17 protein-coding genes are annotated in these 22675 nt (G+C 66.1%); 6 read left to right on the top strand and 11 right to left on the bottom strand.

Features of this window, described 5'->3' with window-relative positions:
• Positions 1 to 84 precede the first annotated feature (84 nt).
• Positions 85 to 438, top strand: a complete 354-nt coding sequence (locus ACIBLA_RS01320) for a VOC family protein (protein WP_399197481.1) — start codon at positions 85 to 87, stop codon at positions 436 to 438.
• 90 nt (positions 439 to 528) lie between these two features.
• Here ACIBLA_RS01320 and ACIBLA_RS01325 read toward each other — a convergent pair whose 3' ends face one another.
• Positions 529 to 912 carry a transposase gene (locus ACIBLA_RS01325; RefSeq protein ID WP_399197482.1) on the bottom strand — a complete coding sequence of 128 codons (384 nt, stop codon included), beginning with the start codon at positions 910 to 912 and terminating at the stop codon, positions 529 to 531.
• Between the two features lie 336 nt (positions 913 to 1248).
• Entirely contained in the window at positions 1249 to 2166 is a 918-nt protein-coding gene (locus ACIBLA_RS01330) for a serine hydrolase (RefSeq protein ID WP_363243670.1), read from the bottom strand.
• Between the two features lie 1040 nt (positions 2167 to 3206).
• Here ACIBLA_RS01330 and ACIBLA_RS01335 point away from each other — a divergent pair.
• A complete protein-coding gene (locus tag ACIBLA_RS01335) occupies positions 3207 to 5243 on the top strand; it encodes a glycoside hydrolase family 97 protein (protein WP_399197483.1) in 2037 nt (678 codons plus the stop codon).
• Between the two features lie 774 nt (positions 5244 to 6017).
• On the opposite strand, the gene ACIBLA_RS01340 is transcribed toward ACIBLA_RS01335, so the two are convergent.
• The 6 genes from ACIBLA_RS01340 to ACIBLA_RS01365 all read right to left on the bottom strand — a co-directional run bounded on the left by ACIBLA_RS01340 (position 6018) and on the right by ACIBLA_RS01365 (position 12918).
• Positions 6018 to 6695, bottom strand: coding sequence for a LysE family translocator (locus tag ACIBLA_RS01340; RefSeq protein WP_399197484.1), 678 nt, complete (start codon positions 6693 to 6695; stop codon positions 6018 to 6020).
• A 91-nt stretch (positions 6696 to 6786) separates the two neighbouring features.
• The gene (locus tag ACIBLA_RS01345; RefSeq protein WP_399197485.1) at positions 6787 to 7470 is read right to left on the bottom strand and encodes a thioesterase II family protein; all 684 of its coding nucleotides are present in this window, start codon (positions 7468 to 7470) and stop codon (positions 6787 to 6789) included.
• A gap of 40 nt (positions 7471 to 7510) precedes the next feature.
• Positions 7511 to 9286, bottom strand: a complete 1776-nt coding sequence (gene asnB / locus ACIBLA_RS01350) for an asparagine synthase (glutamine-hydrolyzing) (RefSeq protein ID WP_399197486.1) — start codon at positions 9284 to 9286, stop codon at positions 7511 to 7513.
• Between the two features lie 5 nt (positions 9287 to 9291).
• The gene (locus ACIBLA_RS01355) at positions 9292 to 11001 is read right to left on the bottom strand and encodes a non-ribosomal peptide synthetase (protein ID WP_363243675.1); all 1710 of its coding nucleotides are present in this window, start codon (positions 10999 to 11001) and stop codon (positions 9292 to 9294) included.
• Positions 11002 to 11016: 15 nt separating this feature from the next.
• The gene (locus tag ACIBLA_RS01360; RefSeq protein WP_399197487.1) at positions 11017 to 11856 is read right to left on the bottom strand and encodes a fumarylacetoacetate hydrolase family protein; all 840 of its coding nucleotides are present in this window, start codon (positions 11854 to 11856) and stop codon (positions 11017 to 11019) included.
• A 33-nt stretch (positions 11857 to 11889) separates the two neighbouring features.
• Positions 11890 to 12918 carry a hypothetical protein gene (locus ACIBLA_RS01365; RefSeq protein WP_399197488.1) on the bottom strand — a complete coding sequence of 343 codons (1029 nt, stop codon included), beginning with the start codon at positions 12916 to 12918 and terminating at the stop codon, positions 11890 to 11892.
• Positions 12919 to 13839: 921 nt separating this feature from the next.
• On the opposite strand from ACIBLA_RS01365, the gene ACIBLA_RS01370 reads away from it, so the two are divergent.
• Together ACIBLA_RS01370 and ACIBLA_RS01375 are read left to right on the top strand one after the other, a co-directional pair.
• Positions 13840 to 14559, top strand: coding sequence for an RNA polymerase sigma factor (locus ACIBLA_RS01370; protein ID WP_363243678.1), 720 nt, complete (start codon positions 13840 to 13842; stop codon positions 14557 to 14559).
• On the top strand, positions 14559 to 15725 hold the full coding sequence (locus tag ACIBLA_RS01375) for a hypothetical protein (protein ID WP_399197489.1): 1167 nt from the start codon (positions 14559 to 14561) through the stop codon (positions 15723 to 15725). Before ACIBLA_RS01370 ends, ACIBLA_RS01375 begins: the two co-directional genes overlap by 1 nt.
• A gap of 235 nt (positions 15726 to 15960) precedes the next feature.
• Here the strand turns inward: ACIBLA_RS01375 and ACIBLA_RS01380 are convergent, their stop codons facing one another.
• Positions 15961 to 16917, bottom strand: coding sequence for a L,D-transpeptidase family protein (locus tag ACIBLA_RS01380; protein ID WP_399197490.1), 957 nt, complete (start codon positions 16915 to 16917; stop codon positions 15961 to 15963).
• 388 nt (positions 16918 to 17305) lie between these two features.
• On the opposite strand from ACIBLA_RS01380, the gene ACIBLA_RS01385 reads away from it, so the two are divergent.
• Positions 17306 to 18919 carry a methylmalonyl-CoA mutase family protein gene (locus tag ACIBLA_RS01385; protein WP_363243681.1) on the top strand — a complete coding sequence of 538 codons (1614 nt, stop codon included), beginning with the start codon at positions 17306 to 17308 and terminating at the stop codon, positions 18917 to 18919.
• Positions 18920 to 19015: 96 nt separating this feature from the next.
• Complete coding sequence (gene leuE, locus ACIBLA_RS01390) at positions 19016 to 19708, top strand: leucine efflux protein LeuE (protein WP_399197491.1); 693 nt, start codon at positions 19016 to 19018, stop codon at positions 19706 to 19708.
• A 45-nt stretch (positions 19709 to 19753) separates the two neighbouring features.
• On the opposite strand, the gene ACIBLA_RS01395 is transcribed toward leuE, so the two are convergent.
• Both ACIBLA_RS01395 and ACIBLA_RS01400 read right to left on the bottom strand, forming a co-directional pair.
• Positions 19754 to 21790: an alpha/beta fold hydrolase gene (locus tag ACIBLA_RS01395; protein WP_399197492.1), complete on the bottom strand. Its 2037-nt coding sequence runs from the start codon at positions 21788 to 21790 to the stop codon at positions 19754 to 19756.
• A gap of 132 nt (positions 21791 to 21922) precedes the next feature.
• Positions 21923 to 22381 (bottom strand): hypothetical protein, encoded by a 459-nt coding sequence (locus tag ACIBLA_RS01400; protein ID WP_399197493.1) that lies wholly within the window; start codon positions 22379 to 22381, stop codon positions 21923 to 21925.
• Between the last annotated feature and the right edge of the window lie 294 nt (positions 22382 to 22675).

The following is a 22675-nucleotide window of genomic DNA, read 5'->3' on the forward strand; positions in this document are numbered from 1 at the left end:
TGTCGACCGGGTCGAATGGGAGCCCCCAACGCTTTACGCCACCCACCACGCACCCGCCCACGCCTTACGCCCATCGGAGTAGCCATGCTCATCGCGGTCGACCACATCGACGTCCGCACCCCCGATTTCGAGGGCACCGTCGCCTACCTGACATCGCTGGGTCTGCGCGAGGTTCGCCGGCTCGATGCCGCGCGGGGCTCGGTCGAGATGGCACTGCCGGGGGACGGGCAGGTGGTCTTGGAGATCCGACCTGAAGCCGGCGCCGAGAGTGCCTACATCCACCACGTCGCCTTCGCCCTCACCGACCTCGACACTGTCGACACGCTCGTCAGCGCGGGTGTGTCCTTCACCAAGAGCAAGCAGTTCGTGCCGGCCACCGGCCGTACCGTCACCAACGGTGTGGACCCCGGCGGTATGACCTGGCAGCTCACTGATTGACCCGGTCGCGGCAGCGGCGCCGCCGACACTTGTCAGCCAAGCAGGCGAGCCGACGGGGTCCTGACCGGCCACATACCGCGAGGCGCACGCCTAACGCGTGCGTGCACGGTAGGCGGTCTGCTGGTGGGACAGCAGGGCAGCGACGCCTTGCACGGTGTCGCTGATTTGCTCGCGGCGGCCGAGTTGACTGGCCAGCGCCCGCCAGTTCTTGAGGTGCGCGATGCCGTGCTCGCCGCGGATGCGCCGCGAGGAGTGCGCCTTGCGCTGTCGCTCGTGCATCTCCTCGTACCAATTCGGGGCGTTCTTCTTGAACTTGCGGTGCGGCGGCGTCACCACGCGCCCGCCGGTCTGGGCTCCCAGGCCCTGGTGGCCGGCATCCGCGAGTCGATGCGGATGGGAAGCTTCTCCGGTGTGCCTTCGGCCGCCGCCGACATCGGTGGTGGACCGAGTCGGCACCGGCGGCAGGGTCGGCATCCAGTGCTGTCAATCAGTGACCACAAAATGCAAGCCTGGCTCGGAGGTGGTGTTCCTCACCCGGGGCGCCCACCAGCACGGTGGCCGTTTCATGACGTTGGCAGCTGTCGTCGACTCCATCGCCCCCCCACAACGCGTCAGCCGCCCGTCCGGTTCAAAACCTTGGGACAGCGGCTCCGCTTCCCGGACTGCCTGGGCCACGCCGGCGGGCGCCCACGCCCTACGCCGGCAGCCGTAGCCGGGGGTGTTCACCCTGCTGCGGGCACCCGCTGTCCGTGCGGGATCGCCGGCTACGGGCACCACGGCGAAGGCCGGACGCCGACGGCCGTTCCCTGATCAATCGCGTACGACCCCTGAAGGCAGCTTACGGATTTTCATGTCCTGCGCCTCGTCGGTCCCGAAACCGTAGTCCAGCAGTTTCGCCGCGTCGCTGTACCTGTCCGTGCTGTTCAGCACGGTACCGGTGAGGACCTTTCCGTCCCGCTCGGCCGCGAATACCAGACATTCGCCCGCCTTGGACGTGGTACCGGTCTTGATGCCGATGACGCCCTTGTAGGAGTCGAGCAACAAATTCGTGTTGTGCCAGGTGTAATAACGGGTGTTGCCGTTGGCAGCCGGGGCCTCTGTCTCGTACTCCTTGGTCTTGGCGACCCGGCGGAACGTATCGCTCCGCATGGCGTGACGGGCCAGCTTCGTCATGTCCGTCGCTGAGCTGGAGTCGTCGCCCGTACCGTCGAAGGTGTCGAACTTCGTCTTGCCGAGCTTGAGTTCGTGGGCCTCGGCATTCATGTCCACGACGAACGACTGCACGCGCTGCGCCCTGGTCGCTCCCTGACCGAAGGTGTCGGCGAGGGCGTAGGCGGCATCAGCGCCGGAGGGCAGGAGAGCCGCGTAGAGGAGTTGCCGCACGGACAGCTTGTCGCCTGTCTGGAGGTCGGCGGTGCTGGCGTGGTGTTCGGTGACGTAGTCGCGGTATGCCTGTTGGACGGTCACCTGGCGGTTCAGGTCGAGGCCGGTCTTGTCGAGGACCACGGCGGCCACCATGATCTTCACCGTGCTGGCCGTGAAGCTGTCGGTGCTCTCGTTCTTGCCGTACAGCTCATTGCCCTTGTCATCCACCAACACCGCACTCGTGGCGGCGACTTCCGGCGGAGGGGACTGAGACGTGCCGGCCCAGGCGACGAACGGGACCACCCCACTGAGCACGGCTCCGCCGATGACGGCCTTGCGCAGGGAAAGAGTCATGGCAGCCATAAAACATTCCGCATCTGTAGGAGGTTCGTGGAAATTTCGGTACCGAAGGCGTCAAGTGCCAGGAGCGACCGGAGAGTACGCACAATGCGGTCCGGCCATCGCGATCTCCTTTGCCTTTCATGGACTGCAAAGGCTCCCCGGCCTCCGGGACCGGCAGGCCGCCAACGTCGGAGCCGGGCTGGATCGGGGACGGCGCCGGCGCCGGCGGCCTGCGCTCGCGCGAGAGAGCACTCGGTGAGCGACAACGGTGCCGAAGCACCGACGGTTCAATCGTTTTCGCCGCAGTGGGCGCCGCCCGCACGGGAACTGGGGCTCATCCGGCTGGACCGAACTCGCGGACGAGGATGTCCCGGATGGCCTCGCCACCGGGGAGTGGTACCACCTGGCGGTGAAGGTTGTCGGCTGCGCCATCAGCGTCACCGGATCACCGGCGGACTACGCGGCCGGGGTGGTGGAAGGCGTGGGCCGATGCCTGTGCCTGCGGCGAACGTCCGCGTCCGAGTTGATGCCGCGTCATGGCGGCGAGCCTTCTGCGTCGTTGTCGCAACGCTTACCGGCGGCAACCTTCACGGCGGACCGGCCAGGTGCCCAACGGCCCCTGCGGCAATCCGTGGCGCCCCCGACACGGATCCGGGTCCGGATCCGCCGGTTTGCCCACCGGCCGCGGGAGAGGACCGCGGGCCACTCGAACCGACCCGGCAAAACGCTTTCGTTCCGGGGCTGTTGGGCTGCCGAAGGACCCAACGGCCACCCGCTCGCCCCGCACCCCGCGGCCTCGAAGCGCTTGTCGCGAGGAGGCGGCGTGCCGGGCATCGACCGGCGCCGGGGTTTCGGCGCCCCAGCGCGTCACTTCTGATCACCGAAGGGTTGACGCCCCCGGAAAGTAGTTGTTACAACGATGTAAGTTCACGAAAGGCGGCAGGTCGTACTTCCTGCCTGTGAGTCTGCGGAAGGGGCCGCCCATGGCTCGCCGCACGTTCGACCGCCTGGCAGAGGGCCGCGCCCGGTTCTGCGACCAACCATCCGTGATGGAGCGTGACATGGCAGAGGCCCCCAACCGCCGCGCCGTCCTCGGCGCCACCGCCGGTGCGGTACTCGCCGGGGCGCTCGCCGCACCCGCCGGCGCGTCCGCCGTACCGCGCGACCGTGTCACGATCGCCTCGCCGAACGGCCGGCTGCTGGTGACCGTGCGGGTGGTGGACGGGCGGCTGTGCTATCAGGTCGCACGGAACGGACGGAACCTGGTGGCCCTCTCCGGGCTGGGGCTCGACCTCGCCGGCCGCCCCTCGCTCACCGGCGGGCTGGTGCTGGAATCCGCTCGGCGCAGGACGATCGACGAGACGTGGCGGCCGGTGTGGGGGGCTGACGCGCTCGTCCGCAACCAGGCCCGGGAATGCGTGTTGCGGACCGTGCAGCCGGCGACCGGGATACGGCTGGACCTCATCGTCCGGGTCTTCGACGACGGCATCGGCTTCCGCTACCGCCTGCCGGCCCAGGCCGGCCTCGACACTTACACCGTGACCGCCGAGAGGACCGAGTTCTCCCTGCAACCGACCGCCCGGAGTTGGTCGCTGGCTGCGGGCACCGACTGGAACGCCGACGAGCGGCACTATCGGCAGGCCCGCCTGGCGGACGTGGAAACCGCCCAGACCCCCCTGTCGTTGGCCACGCAGAACGATGAGTACATCGTGGTGCACGAGGCGGCGCTCATCGACTATCCGAGCATGACCCTCGCCGCCGACGCCGACCGGCCCGGAACCTTCACCAGCGAGCTGATCAGCCTTCCCGACGGCGCGAAGGCCCACCTCGAAGGCGAATTCTCCACCCCGTGGCGCGCGCTGGTCATCGGCGGACGGCCCGGCGACCTCGCCGAGTCGCATCTGATCGAGAACCTGAACGAGCCGTGCGCACTCACGGACACGTCGTGGATCTCGCCCGGTACTTACGTCGGTGTCTGGTGGGAACTCCAGCGGCGGCACACGACCTGGACCGAAGGACCCCGGCACGGTGCGACGACGGAGCGGGCCAAGCGCTACATCGACCTCGCCAGAGAGGCGGGCGCGCGTTCCGTACTCGCCGAGGGATGGAACACCAACGCCGGCGGCAGCTGGACCGGCCAGGACTTCCTTACCCCGCGGGACGACTTCGACCTGCCCGAGGTACTGCGCTACGCACGGGCCAACGGCGTCGGATTCATCGCGCACAACGAGACCCGCGGCTTCGTCGACTACTACGAGCAGCACCTCGACACGATCTTCGCGCGGTACGCGGAACTGGGCATCCACGCGGTCAAGACCGGCTATGCCACGAAATTCGTACTGGGCGGCGTGAATCGCAGCCACTTCGACCAGGAGGCGGTGCGTCACTACCAGCGCGTCGTGGAGACGGCGGCCCGCCACAAGATCATGATCAACGCTCACGAGGCCATCAAGCCGACCGGGCTGGCCCGGACCTACCCGAACATGATGACCGGCGAGGGCGTGGCCGGCATGGAGCAGCACAACTACAAGGGCCCGCTCGGCAACCCTCCCGAGCAGGCCACGATCCTCCCGTTCACCAGGTTCATGGGCGGGCCCGCCGACTACACCCCGGGCGTCCTCAACGTGACCTGGGACCCGGCCGGGCTCGGCACCCGTGTGCAGACGACCTCGGCCGCGCAACTCGCGCTGTACTCGGTGTTCTTCAGCCCGCTGCAGATGCTGGCCGACACCCCCGAGAACTACGACGCCCACCCGGGATTCGCCTACCTCAGGGACATTCCGGCCAGCTGGGACGAAACCCGCTTCCTGGACTGCGTGATCGGCGACTACACAGTGGCCGCCCGCCGCAAGGGCGACACCTGGTATCTCGGCGCCATCACCGACGAACACGACCGGACGCTGAGAGTGCCGCTGCGCTTCCTGGGACGGGGCCCGTACACGGCCGAGATCTACAGCGACGCCGCGGACACCAGTTGGCACGACAACCCACTGCCGATCGACGTCCGGACCCGGACGGTACGGGCCTCCACCGTGCTCGAACTGCGACTGGTCGCCGGTGGAGGCACGGCGATCCGATTCCGCCCCGCGCCGCATTGACCGCGGGCGACGACGAGATCGCCCGCGGCGTCGCCGGCCTCGGCGAAGCACTCACGGACGCCGCTCGCGACATCTGACGGTCCGTCCTTCTCGGGACCGCCCCGGCCCGCCGGTCCGGTCCGTTTTGCCGCCACGGCGGTTTCGCGCCAGGGGGCACCACCCCTTACGTACTGTCAACCTTTCCTTTTGGATACGTTGTCGCGCTTTCTGCTGTGGCTGGATTTTTTGCGAGCCTGACTAATCAGATCCCTTTCCTCCCAGGTGAGGGAGGACATCAGTTCGGCGTTTTTCATCCATCCGTTGAGCAGGGCGTGCGAGCCGCCCAGGTTAAGAGAGTATGACCATGCGCTTTCACCTCTCGAATCACCATTCCATGCAGCGGCCCACTGCAGTAGGTGGCGGATCTTCTCTTCACTGCTGTATCGGATTGGATTCACGAATTGCAACTCGGATAGGCGCTCTCTACTTCCCGTTCGCTCTCTAAGACGGTCTGCGGATCGCAGAGGTTCAAAGCTCAGCCGAACTGACCGTGTTTCGCGAGCGGGGTGTCCGTCGGCCGGCGAGGTTGGGGTCCTCCTCGTACCGGAGATTCCGCTTGGGTGGATCAGCAAGTCTTGCGGCTGGAGGCCGCCGGCCGTCGTGCGCCGGCTGCTGGTGGTGAGCGCGGCCCCGCTCGGCTCCGCGGTGGCCGACGAGCCGCTGCTGGACCGCGCCATGCTGCCGGTCGTCGAAATAGGGTGGCCCGTCAGCCCGGGGGCCGATATCCGCGGCTGGTCATATGGCAATCGAGGCCAATGTCAGGCCGAAAAATATCAGGGCCAGGCCCGTCAGGCGCTCGACCCATGTCTGAGCTCGCTGCTGCGGGCGTGCGTGCCGCCGCTGGTTCCGGCGACGGCGGTTAATCAGCCGTCGCGTGGCAGGAACACACCACGACAGCAAGCCGAACCACACGATGTTCAGCAGGGCATGTGTCAGCGCGTACAGCAATGTCATGGAGAAGGCAGGGGCATTCGGTGGGATGAACTGAGGCAGCAGACTGACGTAGAAAATAAGTGCCTTAGGATTGAGAAGGTTCGTCGAGAGACCCGTGGCAAAGCTTCGGCGGGGTGCCGCTTCTGCCGTCTGGGTATGTTTCGTGGCTGGCGAAACTGCCTTGGAGCGTGAGGCGGCCAAAGCATGCACACCGAGCCAGATGAGCCAGAGAGCCCCAGCAATCTGCAGAATCCGGAATCCTATGGGGGAAGCCGCCAAGAGTGCTGCCACGCCCACCGCTGAGGTAATTCCCCATACTGTGAGCCCTACCGACACCCCTAGCCCTGTCATGAAGGCCATACGTCCGCCCCAACGCACTGCGGTCCGCAGGACGAGGGCACTGTCCGGCCCCGGGGTGACGGTGAGCAAGGTGGCGGTCGCGATGAACGCGATACTCGCCGAGAGAATGTCGGAGCTCATGGTGTCTTTTCATTGGTGAGCGTAGGAACCGGTCGGCCGCTGGGCAACGACCTTCCGGATTGTGGGAAACATGGCGGCGCCCACTTGATGGTCAGGCTCTGATCTCGTCCAGCCAGGCAGCAAACTCGGAAGAACGCAGAAGGTCCGAGTGACCACCGGGAAAAGACCGGTGCGTGCACTTCTCGGTGGTTGCACGAACCCAAGCCTGGATCCCATCGCTGGGGGCCAGCAAATCCTCTTCGCCGCGTGCCGCAAAGACCGGACACCGCACTCTTGGATAAGCTGCTTGTGTAAATTCTCTCAGTAGCGTGAGGTCTTGCATGGCTGTTTCGATAACAATGTCCCGCCAGTCGCCTGACTCGTCAGAAAAAAGCCCGGGATCGATATGGTCCAGGTAAGCGGCGGCGTCCGAAGAACTCTGAGTTATTGACTCGGGTATCGTCAGCAGTGCGGGTGCTGTAGCACCCGTGACCACCAATGCGGAAGCGCGCGCCCCGATTGCCTCCAGTTCGGTTGCCGTGACATAGGCGACGTATGCGCCGTAACTATGTCCGACGAGTACCGCGCCAAGCGGCTGTAGAGTGGTTATTAGGTCGACGCACGACTTCACGACCGCTGCGAATGATGTGGCTGCTCTACCGAAGTCCCGACCGAAGCGACCTGGATATCGGGCGCTTCGCGCCGACGGCCCCAACGCGCGTAGCAATGGCTGTAGTTCACTTCCGAATGAGCCGGCGCCCGGGAACAGGAAGACGTCAGAGGTTCCGGAACTCACCGTTCTTCTCCAATTTTTGAACAGGCGGGGTGATTCTGACCTAAAGTTCGAGTCCAAGCTCGTCGATTACCATGGCGATGCTGATTGCGGAAAGCCTGAAATCCCACTTGTCCGGAACGCTCAAGTCGGCGGGCCTGTCAAGGCAATCGGGTCTGAAGATCCCACTGGCTTCAACCAGGCTGTACCAGTCACCCCAGGTGCGGGAGTCCGTGACCGAGCGGAGATCGTACGCAGTGAATCCGTGCTTGCCACGACGTAGAACTGAGTCCGGAACAATTCCCTTGTAGGCTGACTTGAGGCATGCCTTTCCTTCGAAGTCAACCTGCTTCACATCGTCATCCATTTTCAGGGCCAGGGAGACCAAGGAGTTGCTAAGAAACGGATAGCGCCCTTCAATAGAATTTTTCATGAGCATCGAGTCACCGTGATCGCCGAGCAGATGGCCCGACAATTGAACGTATACGTCCGCGATGGAGCGTAGCTGCATCGGAGAGAGTCGCTTCACCTCGTCCTCCGTGAATGGGATGAGCCTGGATCGCCAGAACTCATTCCCATTGAGCGCCTCCTGGGCTCTCGGCGTAAGATACGTGTCACGCCGATGACTCAGCTTCCGCCAGTTAACCTCCCAGCTGAAGTCTGCCCTGCCCCATGCCTGCTCGTTCTCCGCTCGTGAACTGCGATTGGAGCGGGTCGCACTGTCGAAGGCATAGGAGTCGTAACCGAAGAACAGTTCATCCGCACCCTCACCGGATACAACTCCTTTGATCCCGGAGGAGCGGGCAGCACCCGCTAGCATCATGGCAGCAACGTTGTATGTTTCTCGCTGTGGATAGCAGCAGTGTCGGACCATATCCTCGAACCGCGACGCAATGTCGGTCCGACGGCAGAGGATCTGTTCGTGTTTGCTCGCGACGGTCTGTGCCACTTCACGCTGAAAATGCCCCTCGTCCAGTCCTGGATCGTCGAAGACGATTGAGAAAGTACGAACGGGCTGATCGGTGAGATCTGCTGCTTCCATCAGAATTGCAGTGGAATCGAACCCACCACTCAGGTAGGCGCCAATCTCAACCTCGGCCTCCAGGCGGTCGCGGACCGACTTTCGGAGATTTTCTCGAATCGTCTCAGCAGACACGAGTTCTGCCGGTGACGAGAATTCTCCGTACCGCCAGTAGCGCAATGTTTCCTGGTTGTTGGCAGTGAACTTGACGGCGCACCCGGGGGGAACGGCCTGGACCTCCTTCACGAGAGTACGTGGCGCGACGATGTTACCCATCGCAAGGTACTGGTCAACCGCACCAATATCCACCTTCCAGGGGCGATCGACGCACTGCACCAGAGGCTTGATCTCAGAGCTGAAGTGAACGCCAGAATTGGTCACGGTGTAGTACATCGGACAGATACCGAACCGGTCTCTGGCCAGGAAGAGTGACTTCTCGGCACGGTCGAGGACCACAGTGGCAAACTGCCCGTCGACTAGACGGAGACCTTCTATGCCGTACTGCGCGATGAGTTCCGGAACTACGGATACGTCAACGCCGTTCCCATAACGGGCAGAGCCTACTTTTTCGCGAAGATCTCGGGCATTGAACACCTCGCCATTGGTCATCGCTACATAGCGACCGCTACGATCCTCCGCAGGCTGCCAACCATCGACCAGTCCAGTGAAGCCCAGTCGGCCAAGCTTGATGGAGACCGTCTCCGTATTCAGAGAGTAGGTCTCGTCGGGACCGCGGTGGACAAGCCGGGAATGCATGGCAGCGGGAACGCTGCGATCAATCCCACCGTTCAGGGAAAAGGTCCCGCACACTCCACACATCGTCCTCACACACCCCGGCCACGTAGATCATCGACAAGGGCCTTCAAACTCTCAGCCCGAAGTACGTCTCGGACGCCGGCGCCCACCCAGCCGAGTTCCTTCAGCTTGTTGACCAAGATCACAGTGGATGCCGAATCGCCGCCCAGGTCGAAGAAGTTGTCGTCGACGTCGGCATCGCCGACCCCGGTGAGCCGACGCACCAGGGCAAGGATCTGCTCCTCCGGTGTGACGTTCTCACTTGAGTCCTCTTCGGGTTGGCGCCTCGCCCTGAGGGCGTCTCGATCGACCTTGCCGTTTCGCGTATAGGGCATCGCCTCGACCTGGTGGATCAGGGAGGGGATCTTGTAGGAGTCGAGGGCCGTCTCGAGATGTGTCCGCAGGGCACGAGCGGTGACTGCACCCTGGTAGTAGCAGACCAGGGCATCAGCAACAGAGTCGTCGGTGTCCGCATACGTCTCGGCGGTTACCACCGCTTCCATGACGCCTTCGAGTCGACAGGCTGCACTCTCGATCTCGCCTGGATCGAGGCGAAAACCGCGGACCTTCAGCTGCCGGTCCAACCGTTCGACGAAGAACAGCTGTCCGTCGCGCTGCTCGACTATGTCGCCGGTTCGATAAAATCGGTGTGATTCGTCGTCCTCGAAAGGATGCAAACCCTGCGGTGTCAGATAACCAATGGCGACACTTTCGCCGGTGATAGCCAGCTCACCGCGTGAGGACGGTGCTTCGTTGGTATCTTCCCCCGCCGTTGTGGACAACGGGAGGATCTTGTATTCGCAGTCTCCCACCACTGCACCGAGCGGTACGTAATCGGTGAAGTCATCTGGAGTCAACGGGGGGCTGAGGAAGTTGCAAACGGTGCTTTCCGTGGTTCCGTATGCATTGTGGAAAGCCGCTATGGGCGACCACTTCTGAACCACTGCGGGTCTACATGCCCCGCCACCGTTGATGACGTGCTGGAGGCTCATCGCATTCGTCGGATCGGTGGTCGTAAGTGCGAACGGCGTCGTTTTCAGGTGGGTAATGCCAAATTTCTCCAGCGTAGATTGCAGCACGGTTCCCGGAATGAGCTGTTCCTCACCGGTGATCACCAGGCACGCGCCCGCGGTCAGAGTCCAGAGGATTTCCGTAATACATCCGTCGAAGGTTAGACGGGCGAATTGCAGCGTGCGACTCTGTGTGACCAGTTCCAGGGAGCGCACATGGTCTCCCACCATGCGTGCCAGCGGTTCCGCCCTGACCAGCACACATTTAGGCTCACCCGTCGAACCCGAGGTGTGGATGGCATACCCAATACTGCCCTGGTACGGCGCGAGGTCTGCTGCAATGTCTCGGCGACGCTTCGCATCGTCGCACCAGTCGACCGGTGGACCGGCCAGCACAGGAAGGGGTGACGATGCGGCAGTCTTGGCAATCCTCTTGACTCCGAGCAACGACACCTTGTCCGAATTCGAAGACGCGCTGTCGCGGGTATCCATGAACACGAAGGGACGTCTGGCCCGTAGGGCACCGGCCAAGGCCACAATTGAGCTCGCGGCACGGTTCGCCTCAATTCCGATGAACTCCCCGGGTTCGGTCCGTCTTTTAAGCTCCTCCGCGAACTCGCGAACGTTTGCACCAAATTCTTGGTAGGACAACACTCCATGTACTGTCTCGATCGCGCTACATTCCGGATTTTCTTGGCAGACGCGTTCGATCGCCTCGGTAACCGGCACCTGATGCACAGTTTCTCAGCCCTTCACTGTGTGTGAGAGGACGCCAATGCCCTCGACGACTGAGACGATGGAGTCGCCGGGATTGATCACTGCGGCCCCTGGGGTTCCGGTACAGATGACTGTGCCAGGTGAAAATGTGCGCCCTGCCGTAAAATACTCGACCAGGAATCCGAGATCGTACTTCATGTCAGCCAAAGGGGCGGAGGCCACGGTTTCGCCATTAAGAATGGTTGAGACCTGAATCGACTGGAGTTTCGCATCATCGAACTCGCCAAGGCTGACGATCTGAGGGCCGACGCTGCAGAACGTATCGAAGCCCTTGGCCCAAGGAATATATCGAGGGTTCTCGCGTATGACGTCTTCGGCGGTCAGATCGAGGACCGAGGTGACGCCCGCCACAACAGACCGCCACTCGTCACGCGGTACGTTTTTACATTCCGTACCGATGACTAGGCCAAGTTCCGCTTCCGCGGTCACCCTCTTACTTTGGGTCGGCAGCTCGATCTCCTGACCGTTGCCGATGAGACAGCTACTCGGCCGCAGGTATGAACCGGGCCCAGAGGATGGCTGCCGAGTATTCAAGTCCTCGGAGTGACCTTTGTAGTTCAAGCCGGCGCCCCAGACGTCTCCAGTATCGACAACGGTCGCGGCTTGGTCCAGGTGGATGTCGGCGTATTCAACGTCCTGTAGCGAGCCGAGTAATGCTGACAGCTCACTGAGGCGGGTCGGATCCAGCAGGTCACCCAAACGCGTCGGAGTTGCATAACCTTCGATTCCGGACAGCGAGATCCAGCTGTCGCCGTGGCTCGCGAAAATCTCATAGCCGTTACCAGTTTTGAATCTCGCCAACCGCATTGATTCTCCCATTTTTCGCTTGGTCGGAGGATGTTAGGCAGCTGCAATCTTTCGAGAGAGATCGCGTGCCGCAGCGCGGATATCGTCCTGGTTCGTGTTCCCTGCGGTCTGATTGACCGCAGCTTCCATCAGTGAAGCCGGGTCCACGGCGAACTCGTCGCATAGTTGCTCGACAAGTGGAAAGAATCCGGAATGTATCCCGATGACCCCACCGAGGACCTGCATGTTTCGGTCCTCAGGAAGGAGTTTCAAATTGGTCCGGCAAAAGTCTGCATGCTTCGCCAGCGCTTTGTAGTCGAACTTGTCCTCACCGAGGGAACTGATTATCCCGGCCAGGGACTCAGTCTCAGCGTTACCTGCGCCGCGGCCGATGCCGTCGAGCGTTCCATCAGCGATTCTTGCGCCTGCCTCGAAGGCCGCGAGGCTGTTCGCATTCGCCAACCCAAGATTGTCGTGGCCATGGAAACCAACGACCGGAAAGGATTCCCTTGCGACGGTCACATAGCGATAGACGTCACTGGGAAGCATGGATCCGTACGAGTCCACCACGTACAGGCCGGCGATCTCCGAGGTGACGTCTGCCAGCAGACCCGGTAGCTCCTCAGCTGGCGTGTCACTCGTTTTCATGAGGTTGAGGTAAACCGCACCACACGTTCCGGTGGCAGTTTCAATGTAGTTAACGTATTCCGGCACCCGCTCGGGCTCCATGCCGATACGTATGAACGACATGCCTTCGTCGCTGAGTCTGGCGAGGGTAGAGAGCCGACTAAATTGTGGTTGCGCGAACATACCCCAAGAAGTGGCCGACAGCTCCGACTGTGCGATCTCGCACCAACGTCCAAGATCAATATTGCTGGGCTTGATGCCGGTGCGCTCAGCCTCGAAACCTAGACCGTGCCCGATTTCAACCATACTGATCGGCGTCTCGTTAAGTCGGCCGAGGAGTTCGATGACGAAATTCTCATCGAGTTGAAAATCAACGGCATAGGAACCATCGCGCAATGTCGCATCAAGGAGTTCGACCTCCTGTGGATTGAACTGCAGGCCATGTACTGCAGACATATCTACCCTCCGAGGGGGTGTCTCGGTCATCGCCGGTAGACCTGACGGACGTGCCGGGGAATGGGTTCAACGAGGGGGCGGATATGTGATGTGTATCACTCGCCAGTATTGGATGCCCTTTTCAGCCAGCGCATGGCGCGACTAACCTCGATCGTTCATGAGGGTCCGTCGGTTTGGGTGGCGGACCCTTTGTGGTTTGTCTGGCGGGGGTTTCGGGTTTCGGGCAGGCGGATGGCCCGGCAGCGCGCAACCGGTTCCCCCGGACCCGTCCGGGCCGTGGTCGTCCTGCTTCTCGGAGTGCGCGAGGACGAGCACCCCGTCGATGTCCACGATCACCGAGCCGTCGACGGCCGGACGGCTCGCACCGGCCAACTCGCGGACCCGTTCCCGCACTTCGGCCCGTGCCGCCCGGATCGCGGCCAAGGACCCCGACCAGGCGGGAGACGGTCGGAACAGCCCGCTCCGTGAAAGCGCGAGGCTAAGGCACAGTGAGAGCGCCAGGAGTTGTGGAAGGAGTGGCTCGGCTCGCTCCGGGGCGAGCACGGTCTCGTTTTCACGCGGGACGGATACATACTGCGAGCGAGGACGGGATCACACCCGGCGGGCCGCAGGACCCCGGCGACGCGTTGGCCACGGAAGCGGCCCGTAGTCCGCGTCTTGCCTGGTCAGAAGGGCAAGGAGAGGACGACCGGGGCCGCCACCCCCCACAGGAGAGGCCCCGGTCGCCGTCCGGTGGGGACGCTCTGCGGCCCCATACTCATGTCAGCGTCGGGAGAGCGTTTTCTGTCACACCGGGGTGGGGCGACCGGTTGTTGTCGGCTGGACAAATTATGGACTTGGACATCCGAGAGGCCGTAGCGTGCAGGAGCGCGTGGGGGCGTGCGGCAGTGACCAGCTGCGATTCAGGACAGGTTGAGTGGAGTGCTGGGGGACGACGCGGAGCTCACCGCCGCGGTGCTCGCGGCACAGGACGGGAACGAGGCTGCGTTCCGGACTGTGTACCGCGCCGTGCACCCGCGGTTGTTGGCGTATATACGAACGCTCGTCGGCGAGCCTGATGCCGAGGACGTGGCTTCTGAGGCCTGGCTCCAGATTGCCCGCGACCTCGAACGCTTCAGCGGCGACGCCGACCGCTTCCGTGGCTGGACCGCGCGGATAGCCCGTAACCGCGCCCTGGACCACATACGGATGCGCGGCAGGCGCCCGGCCACCGGCAGTGACGAGACGGAGCTGGCCGGGAAGGCCGCCGATTCGGACACCGCCGACGAGGCGATGGAGGCCCTGTCCACCAGCACGACGATGGCGTTGATCGCGCAACTGCCCCAGGACCAGGCGGAGGCCGTCGTGCTGCGCGTCGTGGTAGGGCTCGATGCGAAGAGCGCGGCGCGGACTCTGGGCAAGCGGCCCGGCGCCGTGCGGACGGCGGCGCACCGGGGGCTCAAGCGGCTGGCCGAGCTGCTCGGTGCCGAAGACCAGGAACGCCCGGAGGGCCGGGAGGACCGGGACGGCGCCGGCCTCGCCGCGCGCGGTGGCCCGGTGAACGGCCTGGGATCCGTACCGCCACAGCGCGCCCGTCACCAGGGCGCTCCCGAGCCGGCCGGTGTGACGCATTCGCCGCCGGGGACGCAGAAGGACATGTGATGGCGCACGAGCGTGAGACGTGGCTCGACCACGGTGTCGCGGAGCTTCTGCTGCGCGGACGGCCGGTCGAGACCGCCGACGCACACGCCCAGGCGCAGGCCGACCGGCTCGCCAGGGTTCTTGAGGACGCGTCGCGCGTCGCGGGCGCGGACGCGGAAGCGGGTGCGCGTACGGCAGAGCCTTCGGCCGAACTGCCCGGCGAGGCCGCCGCCCTCGCCGCGTTCCGGCAGGCCGTCGGGACGGTGGGACGACCTGCCCGCACGGACGCGCGAGCCGCCGGGATCGGGACCGTACGCCTCGATCCTGAGTCCGGTGGGGCACGACTGCCGAGCTTCGGACGCCCGCTGCGGCTGGGCCTGGCCGCCGCCATGGCCGGATGTGCGCTGAGCGGTGTGGCGGCCGGAGCCGGCTACCTGTACGCGCCGTCGGCGGGGGAGAGCCCGCCACGGCCCGCCAACTCGGTCTCGGACGCCGTGACACCGGAGCCGCTGGTGTCCGAAACGCCGAGCAACAGCCTCAACTCTCCGCCCCTCCCCTCCGACACGGCGGGCGACGACGGTACGGACTTGGTCTCGCCCGGTGCCTCCGGTTCCGACGCGGGCGCGTCCGGCGGTGCGACGGACAAGGGGAAGGGTGGCAAGGACCAGTCCGCGGGCGACGGCTGGAAGGACGGCGACGGCGAGAAGTGGTACGCCAAGCTCGTCCAGGCCTGCCACGAATACCGGAACGGCACGATCGCCGACAGCAAGAAGAAGCTGCTGGAGGACGCGGCCAAGGGGCCGGAGGGCGTGAGCCGCTTCTGTGGCCAGTTGCTGAACGAGGACCGGGGCGGGGACGGTCATTACGAGGGCGGCCACGGTGAGGGTGGTGACGGTGGTGGCGATGACGACGGCACTGGCGGCGCCGGTGGCGAAGGTCCGCAGCACGGCGGTCCCGCCGAGGGCGGTACGGACGGCGGTACGGACGGTGGATCCGGCGGCGGCACGGGTGGCGGGTCCGCAGGGCCGCCGAGCGAGTGGCCGGGCGACGGCGACACGATCGAGATGACCCCGCCGGACACCGACGAGGCGTCCACGCCGCCCCCACTCCCGGCGACGCCGGACTCCAGCCCGAGCCCCACTCCCACGCCCAGCGCCACCCCGGCCCCCAGCCCCTCCGCGTCATAGGCGCCCGCGCCGACAGGCGATTTTCGGCCAGGATCGGCGTCCAGGATCCACGTGTGACGTTTTTTCGCGCTGTGGCGCAGTTAAGAGTGAGCCGACTGGTCATCGGCCGCGTTTGAGCCGGGGTTCCCCCCGTACCTTCGGCTCGACGCAACATTGGCGCGGGCGGGATACGTTCCCCCGGTTCCGCCCGCGCCTCTCAACTCCCGTGCCTAGCGACTCCCCGCGCGCGTCAGCGCTACCAGTAGACGACGACCTTGTCGCCCGTCCGCACCTGGTCGAACAGCGACGCGATCTTCTTCTTGTCCCGTACGTTGACGCAGCCGTGCGACGCGCCGCTGTAGCCATTCGCCGCGAAGTCCGCCGAGTAGTGCACCGCCTGGCCGCCGCTGAAGAACATCGCGTACGGCATCGGGGTGTCGTAAAGCGTCGAGACATGGTTCCGGGACTTCCAGCCCACCTTGAACGTGCCCTCGCGGGTGGGGGTGTACTGCGAGCCGAACCGGACGTCCATAGTCGACATCACCTTGCCGTCGATCATCCAGGACAGCGACCGGCTGGTCTTGCTGATGCACATCACCCGGCCCGTCATACAGCGCGGATCCGGCTTCGGCGCCGGCTTCTCGACCGCCGGCGGGCGCAGTTGGGCGGCGGTCGGCTTCTTCGTCATCCCCAGCAGCCTCTGCCAGGTGATGACGTCGGTCGTGCCGGTCTGCGGCAGCCCGCGCTTGGCCTGGAACGACGAGACGGCCGCGGCCGTGACCGAGCCGTAGTAGCCGGTGGGCGCGCGGTTGAAGTGGGCGATCTGCCGCAGCCTGGCCTGGAGTTCACGTACCTGGTCGCCCTGGTCGCCGCTCGCCAGCACCGTCTTCGGTTTCGGCTTCGGCGGTGCGGGCTTCTCGCTCGCGCTCTTCGACGGCTTCTCCGACGGCTTGGCCGGCGGCTTCGACGCGGCGGCGGCCGGTTTCGCCGAGGGGCTGCTCGACGCGGGCCCCGCCGGATCGATCCGTGAGCCGCTGCCGCTGCCCGGCTTGTCGGCACCCTCCGGATCGGTCGCCACCTGCGCCGAACAGCCGGCGGTGACGGCGAGCACGACACCGGCGGCGAGCGCGACGCGGAGTGTGAGCGTGGCCGTACGCGGCTGTCGCGTTCCCGTCCGCGTCCGGGTACCGGGCCGCGTTGATGATCTGGGCAACTTCGTCCCCCTGTCTGCCACTGAGCTGTCCGATGGCGAGTATCCGATGGCGAGCATTGGTGAGCCGTTGGTACCGGCATGTATCTCCTGAGACAGCTGAGGACCCGTTCCGGTTGCCCGGACGACCCCCTCTTAGCGTAAAACCTTGGCCGAGGCCGAATTCCACCCGGAGGCTCCGCGAAAGGAAAGCGCGTCTCGACCGGAGAGCCTTCCCGACGGACACCGTCGCGCGCAACCACGCAAAACCGGAAACCGGAAACCGTGGGGAAGCCGGCCCGACACCCTCGAACGCTCATATCGCCACGACACCAGCGCCCGCATGATGGAGGAACAGACAACACAACACAACGCACACCACAAACCCGCGCGAGCGACGGAGGCGGAGCGGATGGCGCACGAGCCCGTTGACCAGGGAACGACGAACCGGCGGACGGAGAGCGGTGTCCCCATCGAGCCGGTCTACGGCCCCGACGCGCTGGCCGGCTGGGACCCGGCCCAGCGGCTCGGCGAGCCGGGCTCGTACCCGTACACCCGAGGGGTCTACCCGTCGATGTACACCGGCCGGCCGTGGACCGTGCGCCAGTACGCGGGCTTCGGCACGGCCGTCGAGTCCAACGCCCGCTACCGGCAGCTGATCGACCATGGCACGACCGGGCTCTCCGTCGCGTTCGACCTGCCGACCCAGATGGGCCACGACAGCGACGCGCCGATCGCGAGCGGCGAGGTCGGCAAGGTCGGGGTCGCCATCGACTCGATCGACGACATGCGGATCCTCTTCGACGGGATCCCGCTGGACCAGGTCTCCACGTCGATGACCATCAATGCACCCGCCGCGCTCCTGCTGCTGCTCTATCAACTGGTCGCCGAGGAGCAGGGCGTACCGGCCACCGCGCTCACGGGCACGGTGCAGAACGACGTACTGAAGGAGTACATCGCCCGCGGTACCTACATTTTCCCGCCCAAACCATCACTGCGGCTGATCGCGGACATTTTCGAGTACTGCCGGACGGAGATTCCCCGGTGGAACACGATCTCGATCTCCGGCTATCACATGGCGGAGGCGGGAGCGACGCCCGCGCAGGAGATCGCGTTCACGCTGGCGGACGGCATCGAATACGTCCGTACGGCGATCTCCGCGGGAATGGACGTGGACGACTTCGCGCCTCGGCTCTCCTTCTTCTTCGTCGCGCGTACGACGATTCTCGAAGAAGTGGCCAAATTCCGTGCCGCGCGCCGCATTTGGGCCACCGTCATGCGCGAGGAATTCGGCGCGCGGAATCCCAAGTCCCTGATGCTGCGCTTCCACACCCAGACGGCGGGTGTGCAACTCACCGCGCAGCAGCCCGAGGTGAACCTGGTCCGGGTCGCGGTGCAGGGGCTGGCCGCGGTCCTCGGCGGTACGCAGTCGCTGCACACGAACTCCTTCGACGAGGCGATCGCACTCCCGACGGACAAGTCGGCGCGCCTGGCGCTGCGTACGCAGCAGGTACTCGCGTACGAGACCGATGTCACCGCGACCGTCGACCCGTTCGCCGGTTCGTACGCCGTCGAGAAGATGACGGACGACCTGGAGGAGGCGGCGCGGGCGCTGATGACCCGCGTCGAGGACCTGGGCGGCGCGGTCGAGGCCATCGAACGCGGCTTCCAGAAGGGCGAGATCGAGCGCAGCGCGTACGCCGTGGCGCGCGAGACGGACGGCGGGGAGCGGGTGGTCGTCGGCGTCAACCGCTACCGGCTGGACGAGGAGGAGCCGTACGAGCCGCTGCGTGTCGATCCGGCGATCGAGGCCGAACAGGCGGCGCGGCTGGCGACGTTGCGCGCGGAGCGCGACCAGGGCGAGGTGGACGCGGCGCTGGAGGAGTTGCGGGTGGCGGCGACGGGGAGCACGAGCAACGTGCTGTATCCGATGAAGCGGGCGCTCAAGGCGCGGGCGACGGTGGGGGAGGTGTGCGACGCGCTACGGGAGGTGTGGGGTGCGTATGTGCCCCACGAGACGTTCTGAGGCGTCTCGGGCCCGCCGCGCCCGCCGGCTCATGGCTCTGTCCGAGGGGCGAAATGGCCTGGTTGCCCCTCTCCGGCGCGTGCCATACTCCGCCGCATGCTGGGTGCCACGGATCTGCCGACCTACCTCGTCGGCGTCATAATGATCATTCTGCTGCCGGGCTCGAACTCGATCTACGTGCTCTCGCTGGCCGCCCGACGCGGCGTACGCGCGGGCTACCGGGGCGCCGCCGGTGTCTTCTGCGGTGACACGGTGCTGATGGTGCTGTCGGCGGCGGGTGTCGCCTCGCTGCTCAAGGCCAACGAACTGGCCTTCTCCGTCGTGAAGTACGCGGGCGCCGGCTATCTGACGTATCTGGCCGTCGGCATGCTGCGCGCGGCCTGGGCGATGTGGCGTACGCGGCACGAGAGCGCGCCGGACGACGAGCCGGTGACAGCGCCCGCCTCCGCCTCCGCCTCCGCCCCCGCCTCCGCCGGCCCGGCCGAGGACGAGCGGCCGTTCCGCCGCGCCTTCGTGATCTGCCTCTTCAACCCGAAGGCGATCCTCTTCTTCATCTCCTTCTTCGTGCAGTTCGTGGACCCTGCCTACGCCTATCCCGCGCTGTCGTTCCTGGTGCTCGGCGTGATAGCGCAGGCGGTCAGCCTCCTCTACCTCACGACGCTGATATTCGGCGGCACGTGGCTCTCCACCGCCTTCCGCCGCCGCAAGCGGCTCTCGGCCGCGGCGACTTCGGCGATCGGCGCGCTGTTCCTGGGCTTCGCGGCGAAGCTGTCGCTGAGCGGGGCGTAGCCGCCGCGGCTGCGGTCGGCACTGCGGCACTGCGGCAGTGCGGGATCAGACCAGCTCGGGACGCTGCCACGGCTCGCCGAGCACGTGGTGTGCCAGGAAGCTCAGCACCGTGCCGTACCACAGGCGGATGTTGTTCGGTTTGACGACCCAGTGCCCCTCGTCGGGGAAGTACAGGAACTTCGCAGGGACCTCGAACCGCGCCAAGGCGTTCCAGAGCGCCAAGGCCTCGCCGATCGGTACCCGGTAGTCCTTGTCGCCGTGGATCACCAGCATCGGCGTGGTGATCTCCGCGGCCCCCAGATGCGGGGACTCGCGCTCGTACCGCTCGGTGCGCACCAGCGGGTCGCCCTGCCGCCGCATCCAGTAGGCGGGGAAGTCGGTGACCCCCGCGAAGCTGTACATGTTCCACAGGCTCGCGTGAGCGACGACGGCCTTGAAACGGTCGGTGTGGGTGGCGATCCAGTTGGCCATGTAACCGCCGTACGAGCCGCCCATCATCGCCGTACGCTCATCGTCCAGGTCGTCCCGCAGCAGCGCGGTGTCGGTCAGTGCCATCAGGTCCTGGTACGGCGCGCCGCCCCAGTGCGCCCAGCCGCGCTCGTGCATCCGTTGCCCGTATCCGGTGGACAGCGCCGGGTCCGGCAGCAGAACCGCGTAACCGGCCGCCGCGGCCACCCACGGGTTCCACCGCCAGTGCCAGGCGTTCCAGCTGGTCTGCGGGCCGCCGTGCACCCACAGCAACAGGGGCGCGGGGGCGGTGGCTTCGGCGCCGCGCGGCATCACCAGCCAGGCGCGCAGCGCGGTCCCGTCCTCGGCGGTGGTGTGCACCTCGGTGAGGCTGCCGGGCAACGCGGCCACCTGTCCGGGGCACGGCAGCGGCACCGGCCGCTGGTCGGGTGCCCCGGCGTCCAGGCGTACGGGAGTCGGCGGGCTGTCCACGGCCGAGCGCAACGCGTACAGGGCCCGGCCGTCCCGGCCCACGACCACGTCGGAGTACGCGCCGGATGCGGTGAGCCCGACCAACTCGCCGCTGCCGGTGGAGAGCCGGAAGACCGGCGCGTGCCCGCCTTGGTCGGCGGTGAAGTAGACCACCGGCGAGCCGTCCTCGCCGGGCACCGGGGAGACGACCGGGGCGCCCGGCCACAGGTCGAAATCGGGCAGCAGATCGCGTCCGGGGTCCTGGTCGTCGGTGGCGCCCACCAGCCACAGCGTGACGTCTCCGGGAGACTCCCAAGTGATCCGCCGCTCGCGGGTGCAGACCAGAGACCGGCCGTCCGGGGTGAAGGCGGGAGCGGCGAACTCGGCGTCGGGGGACTCCAGTACGCGCAGCCGCTCGCCCGTGGCGGCGTCCGCCACCACGATGGCGGAGCGGATCTCGTCGGGGAGCGTACCGACCGCCGCTCCGTACGCGATCAGCGAGCCGTCGGGGGAGAGCGCGATCCCCCGATAGGCGTCGATCCGGCGCTCCCCGCAGTCCACCACCGCGGGCTGCTCCGCGGTGGGGTCCGGGACGGTGAACACCCGCGGGATGCCGGGACCGAGGTCGTGGTCCCACCTCCGTACCGGCGTCGACTCATGAAGGATCGCCGACACCTTGGCCTTCTGCCGGGCCTCGCGGAGCCGCGCGTCCTGCTCGGCGTCCGATGCTCCGGGCAGCCGGGAGGCCGCCAGGGCGATCCGCGACGCCTCGGCGGCGGTCGCGTACTCGTCGATCCCGCCGGGCCGGGCCAGCACCTGCGCCGCCTCGCCGCCGCCCGCGGGCAGGCTCCAGAGTGCCGCTTCCCGCTTGTCGTCCTCGGACTCACCGGGATCGGCGACCGGGCGGGAGGAGAGGAAGAGGAGGGTCCCGTCGGGCTGGAACGCGAGGGCGGACTCACCGCGGGCGGAGCGGGTGAGACGCCGCGCGGGACGTTCCCCGGACGGGTCGACGTCCCACAGGGCGCCGACGAACCGGGTGCCGTCGCTGGAGAGTTCCTGAACAACTGTCACCAGACGTGTTCCGTCCGGCGACAGGGCCAACGAGGAGACGCGGGGCAGCGCGACGAACGCCGCCAGGTCGTGGAAGGCAGTGGATTCAGGCATGGGGATCATCCTGGGCCTCGGCACGGGAGCGCACCAGTCCTTTCCCAGGCGCGCCGAACGGCGTGTCCAGTGGCGGAGTTTCGCCGCCCTTCGCGCCGCCCGGTCGCGTCCTCATCGACCGTCCTCAACCACTCACACGAGCGACCGGGCGGGGACCGGCAGCACGGCGCGGGCCTGTGCCATCAGTTCGGGGTTGGTCAAGGTGATCCGGCCGATGTGCAGTTGGTCGTGTCCGTACATCGTCTTGAACAGCTGGATGTGGGCGTCGGCTTCCAGCGACCATGCGGCGTCGGCCAGTTCGACGGCGCCGGGCTTGCGGATGAGGCGACCGCTCCAGCCGACGCACATGAGCCAGCAGGCCTCGGCGAAGCCGGCTCCGCCGGCGGAGCCGTACTGGCGCGTGGGCTGGTGTCGTGCGGCGATGTCCATCAGGGGCATGTCGGGGATGTCGGGGATCGGGACGTAGGCGACGATCGCGGTGTCTCCGAATGCGCCGCTGGTGGTGTAGGTGAGGACGCCGTACCGGTCTGGCCAGGTATGCAGCAGCGGCAGCACGGTGACCCGTCCGGATCCGGTCACGATTCTCGGCAAGGTCTCTGTATCCCTTCGTGACGGACGGTCCGCCCCGGTCTGGCAGGGCGGACCATCCGTGTGCCGTTACCTGTGGTTGTCGCCGCAGCCACTGCTCGGGTTGGAGCCGCCGCCGTCGCCGTCCTCGATGTCGGTGTTGTCCTCGCCGCCTCGGACGATTGCCCAGCGCTGTACCGTCGGGGTCATGTGCCGTGCCCTTCTCTCGATGGGTGGTGCATGGCCCCGTCCCGGGCGCTGTCCTGCCAGGGAATGAGCGAGCGGGGCGGGGATCAGTGGGAGCGCGTAGAGCCCGGC

This window comes from Streptomyces sp. NPDC050433, from assembly GCF_044458565.1.
GTDB lineage: Bacteria > Actinomycetota > Actinomycetes > Streptomycetales > Streptomycetaceae > Streptomyces.

Excerpts from the sequence above, each read along its gene's own strand:
- ACIBLA_RS01320 (WP_399197481.1), top strand. The coding sequence starts at position 85 with ATGCTCATCGCGGTCGACCACATCGACGTCCGCACCCCCGATTTCGAG.
- ACIBLA_RS01325 (WP_399197482.1), bottom strand. The coding sequence starts at position 912 with ATGCCGACCCTGCCGCCGGTGCCGACTCGGTCCACCACCGATGTCGGC.
- ACIBLA_RS01330 (WP_363243670.1), bottom strand. The coding sequence starts at position 2,166 with ATGGCTGCCATGACTCTTTCCCTGCGCAAGGCCGTCATCGGCGGAGCC.
- ACIBLA_RS01335 (WP_399197483.1), top strand. The coding sequence starts at position 3,207 with ATGGCAGAGGCCCCCAACCGCCGCGCCGTCCTCGGCGCCACCGCCGGT.
- ACIBLA_RS01340 (WP_399197484.1), bottom strand. The coding sequence starts at position 6,695 with ATGAGCTCCGACATTCTCTCGGCGAGTATCGCGTTCATCGCGACCGCC.
- asnB (WP_399197486.1), bottom strand. The coding sequence starts at position 9,286 with ATGTGTGGAGTGTGCGGGACCTTTTCCCTGAACGGTGGGATTGATCGC.
- ACIBLA_RS01360 (WP_399197487.1), bottom strand. The coding sequence starts at position 11,856 with ATGCGGTTGGCGAGATTCAAAACTGGTAACGGCTATGAGATTTTCGCG.
- ACIBLA_RS01365 (WP_399197488.1), bottom strand. The coding sequence starts at position 12,918 with ATGTCTGCAGTACATGGCCTGCAGTTCAATCCACAGGAGGTCGAACTC.
- ACIBLA_RS01375 (WP_399197489.1), top strand. The coding sequence starts at position 14,559 with ATGGCGCACGAGCGTGAGACGTGGCTCGACCACGGTGTCGCGGAGCTT.
- ACIBLA_RS01385 (WP_363243681.1), top strand. The coding sequence starts at position 17,306 with ATGGCGCACGAGCCCGTTGACCAGGGAACGACGAACCGGCGGACGGAG.
- leuE (WP_399197491.1), top strand. The coding sequence starts at position 19,016 with ATGCTGGGTGCCACGGATCTGCCGACCTACCTCGTCGGCGTCATAATG.
- ACIBLA_RS01395 (WP_399197492.1), bottom strand. The coding sequence starts at position 21,790 with ATGCCTGAATCCACTGCCTTCCACGACCTGGCGGCGTTCGTCGCGCTG.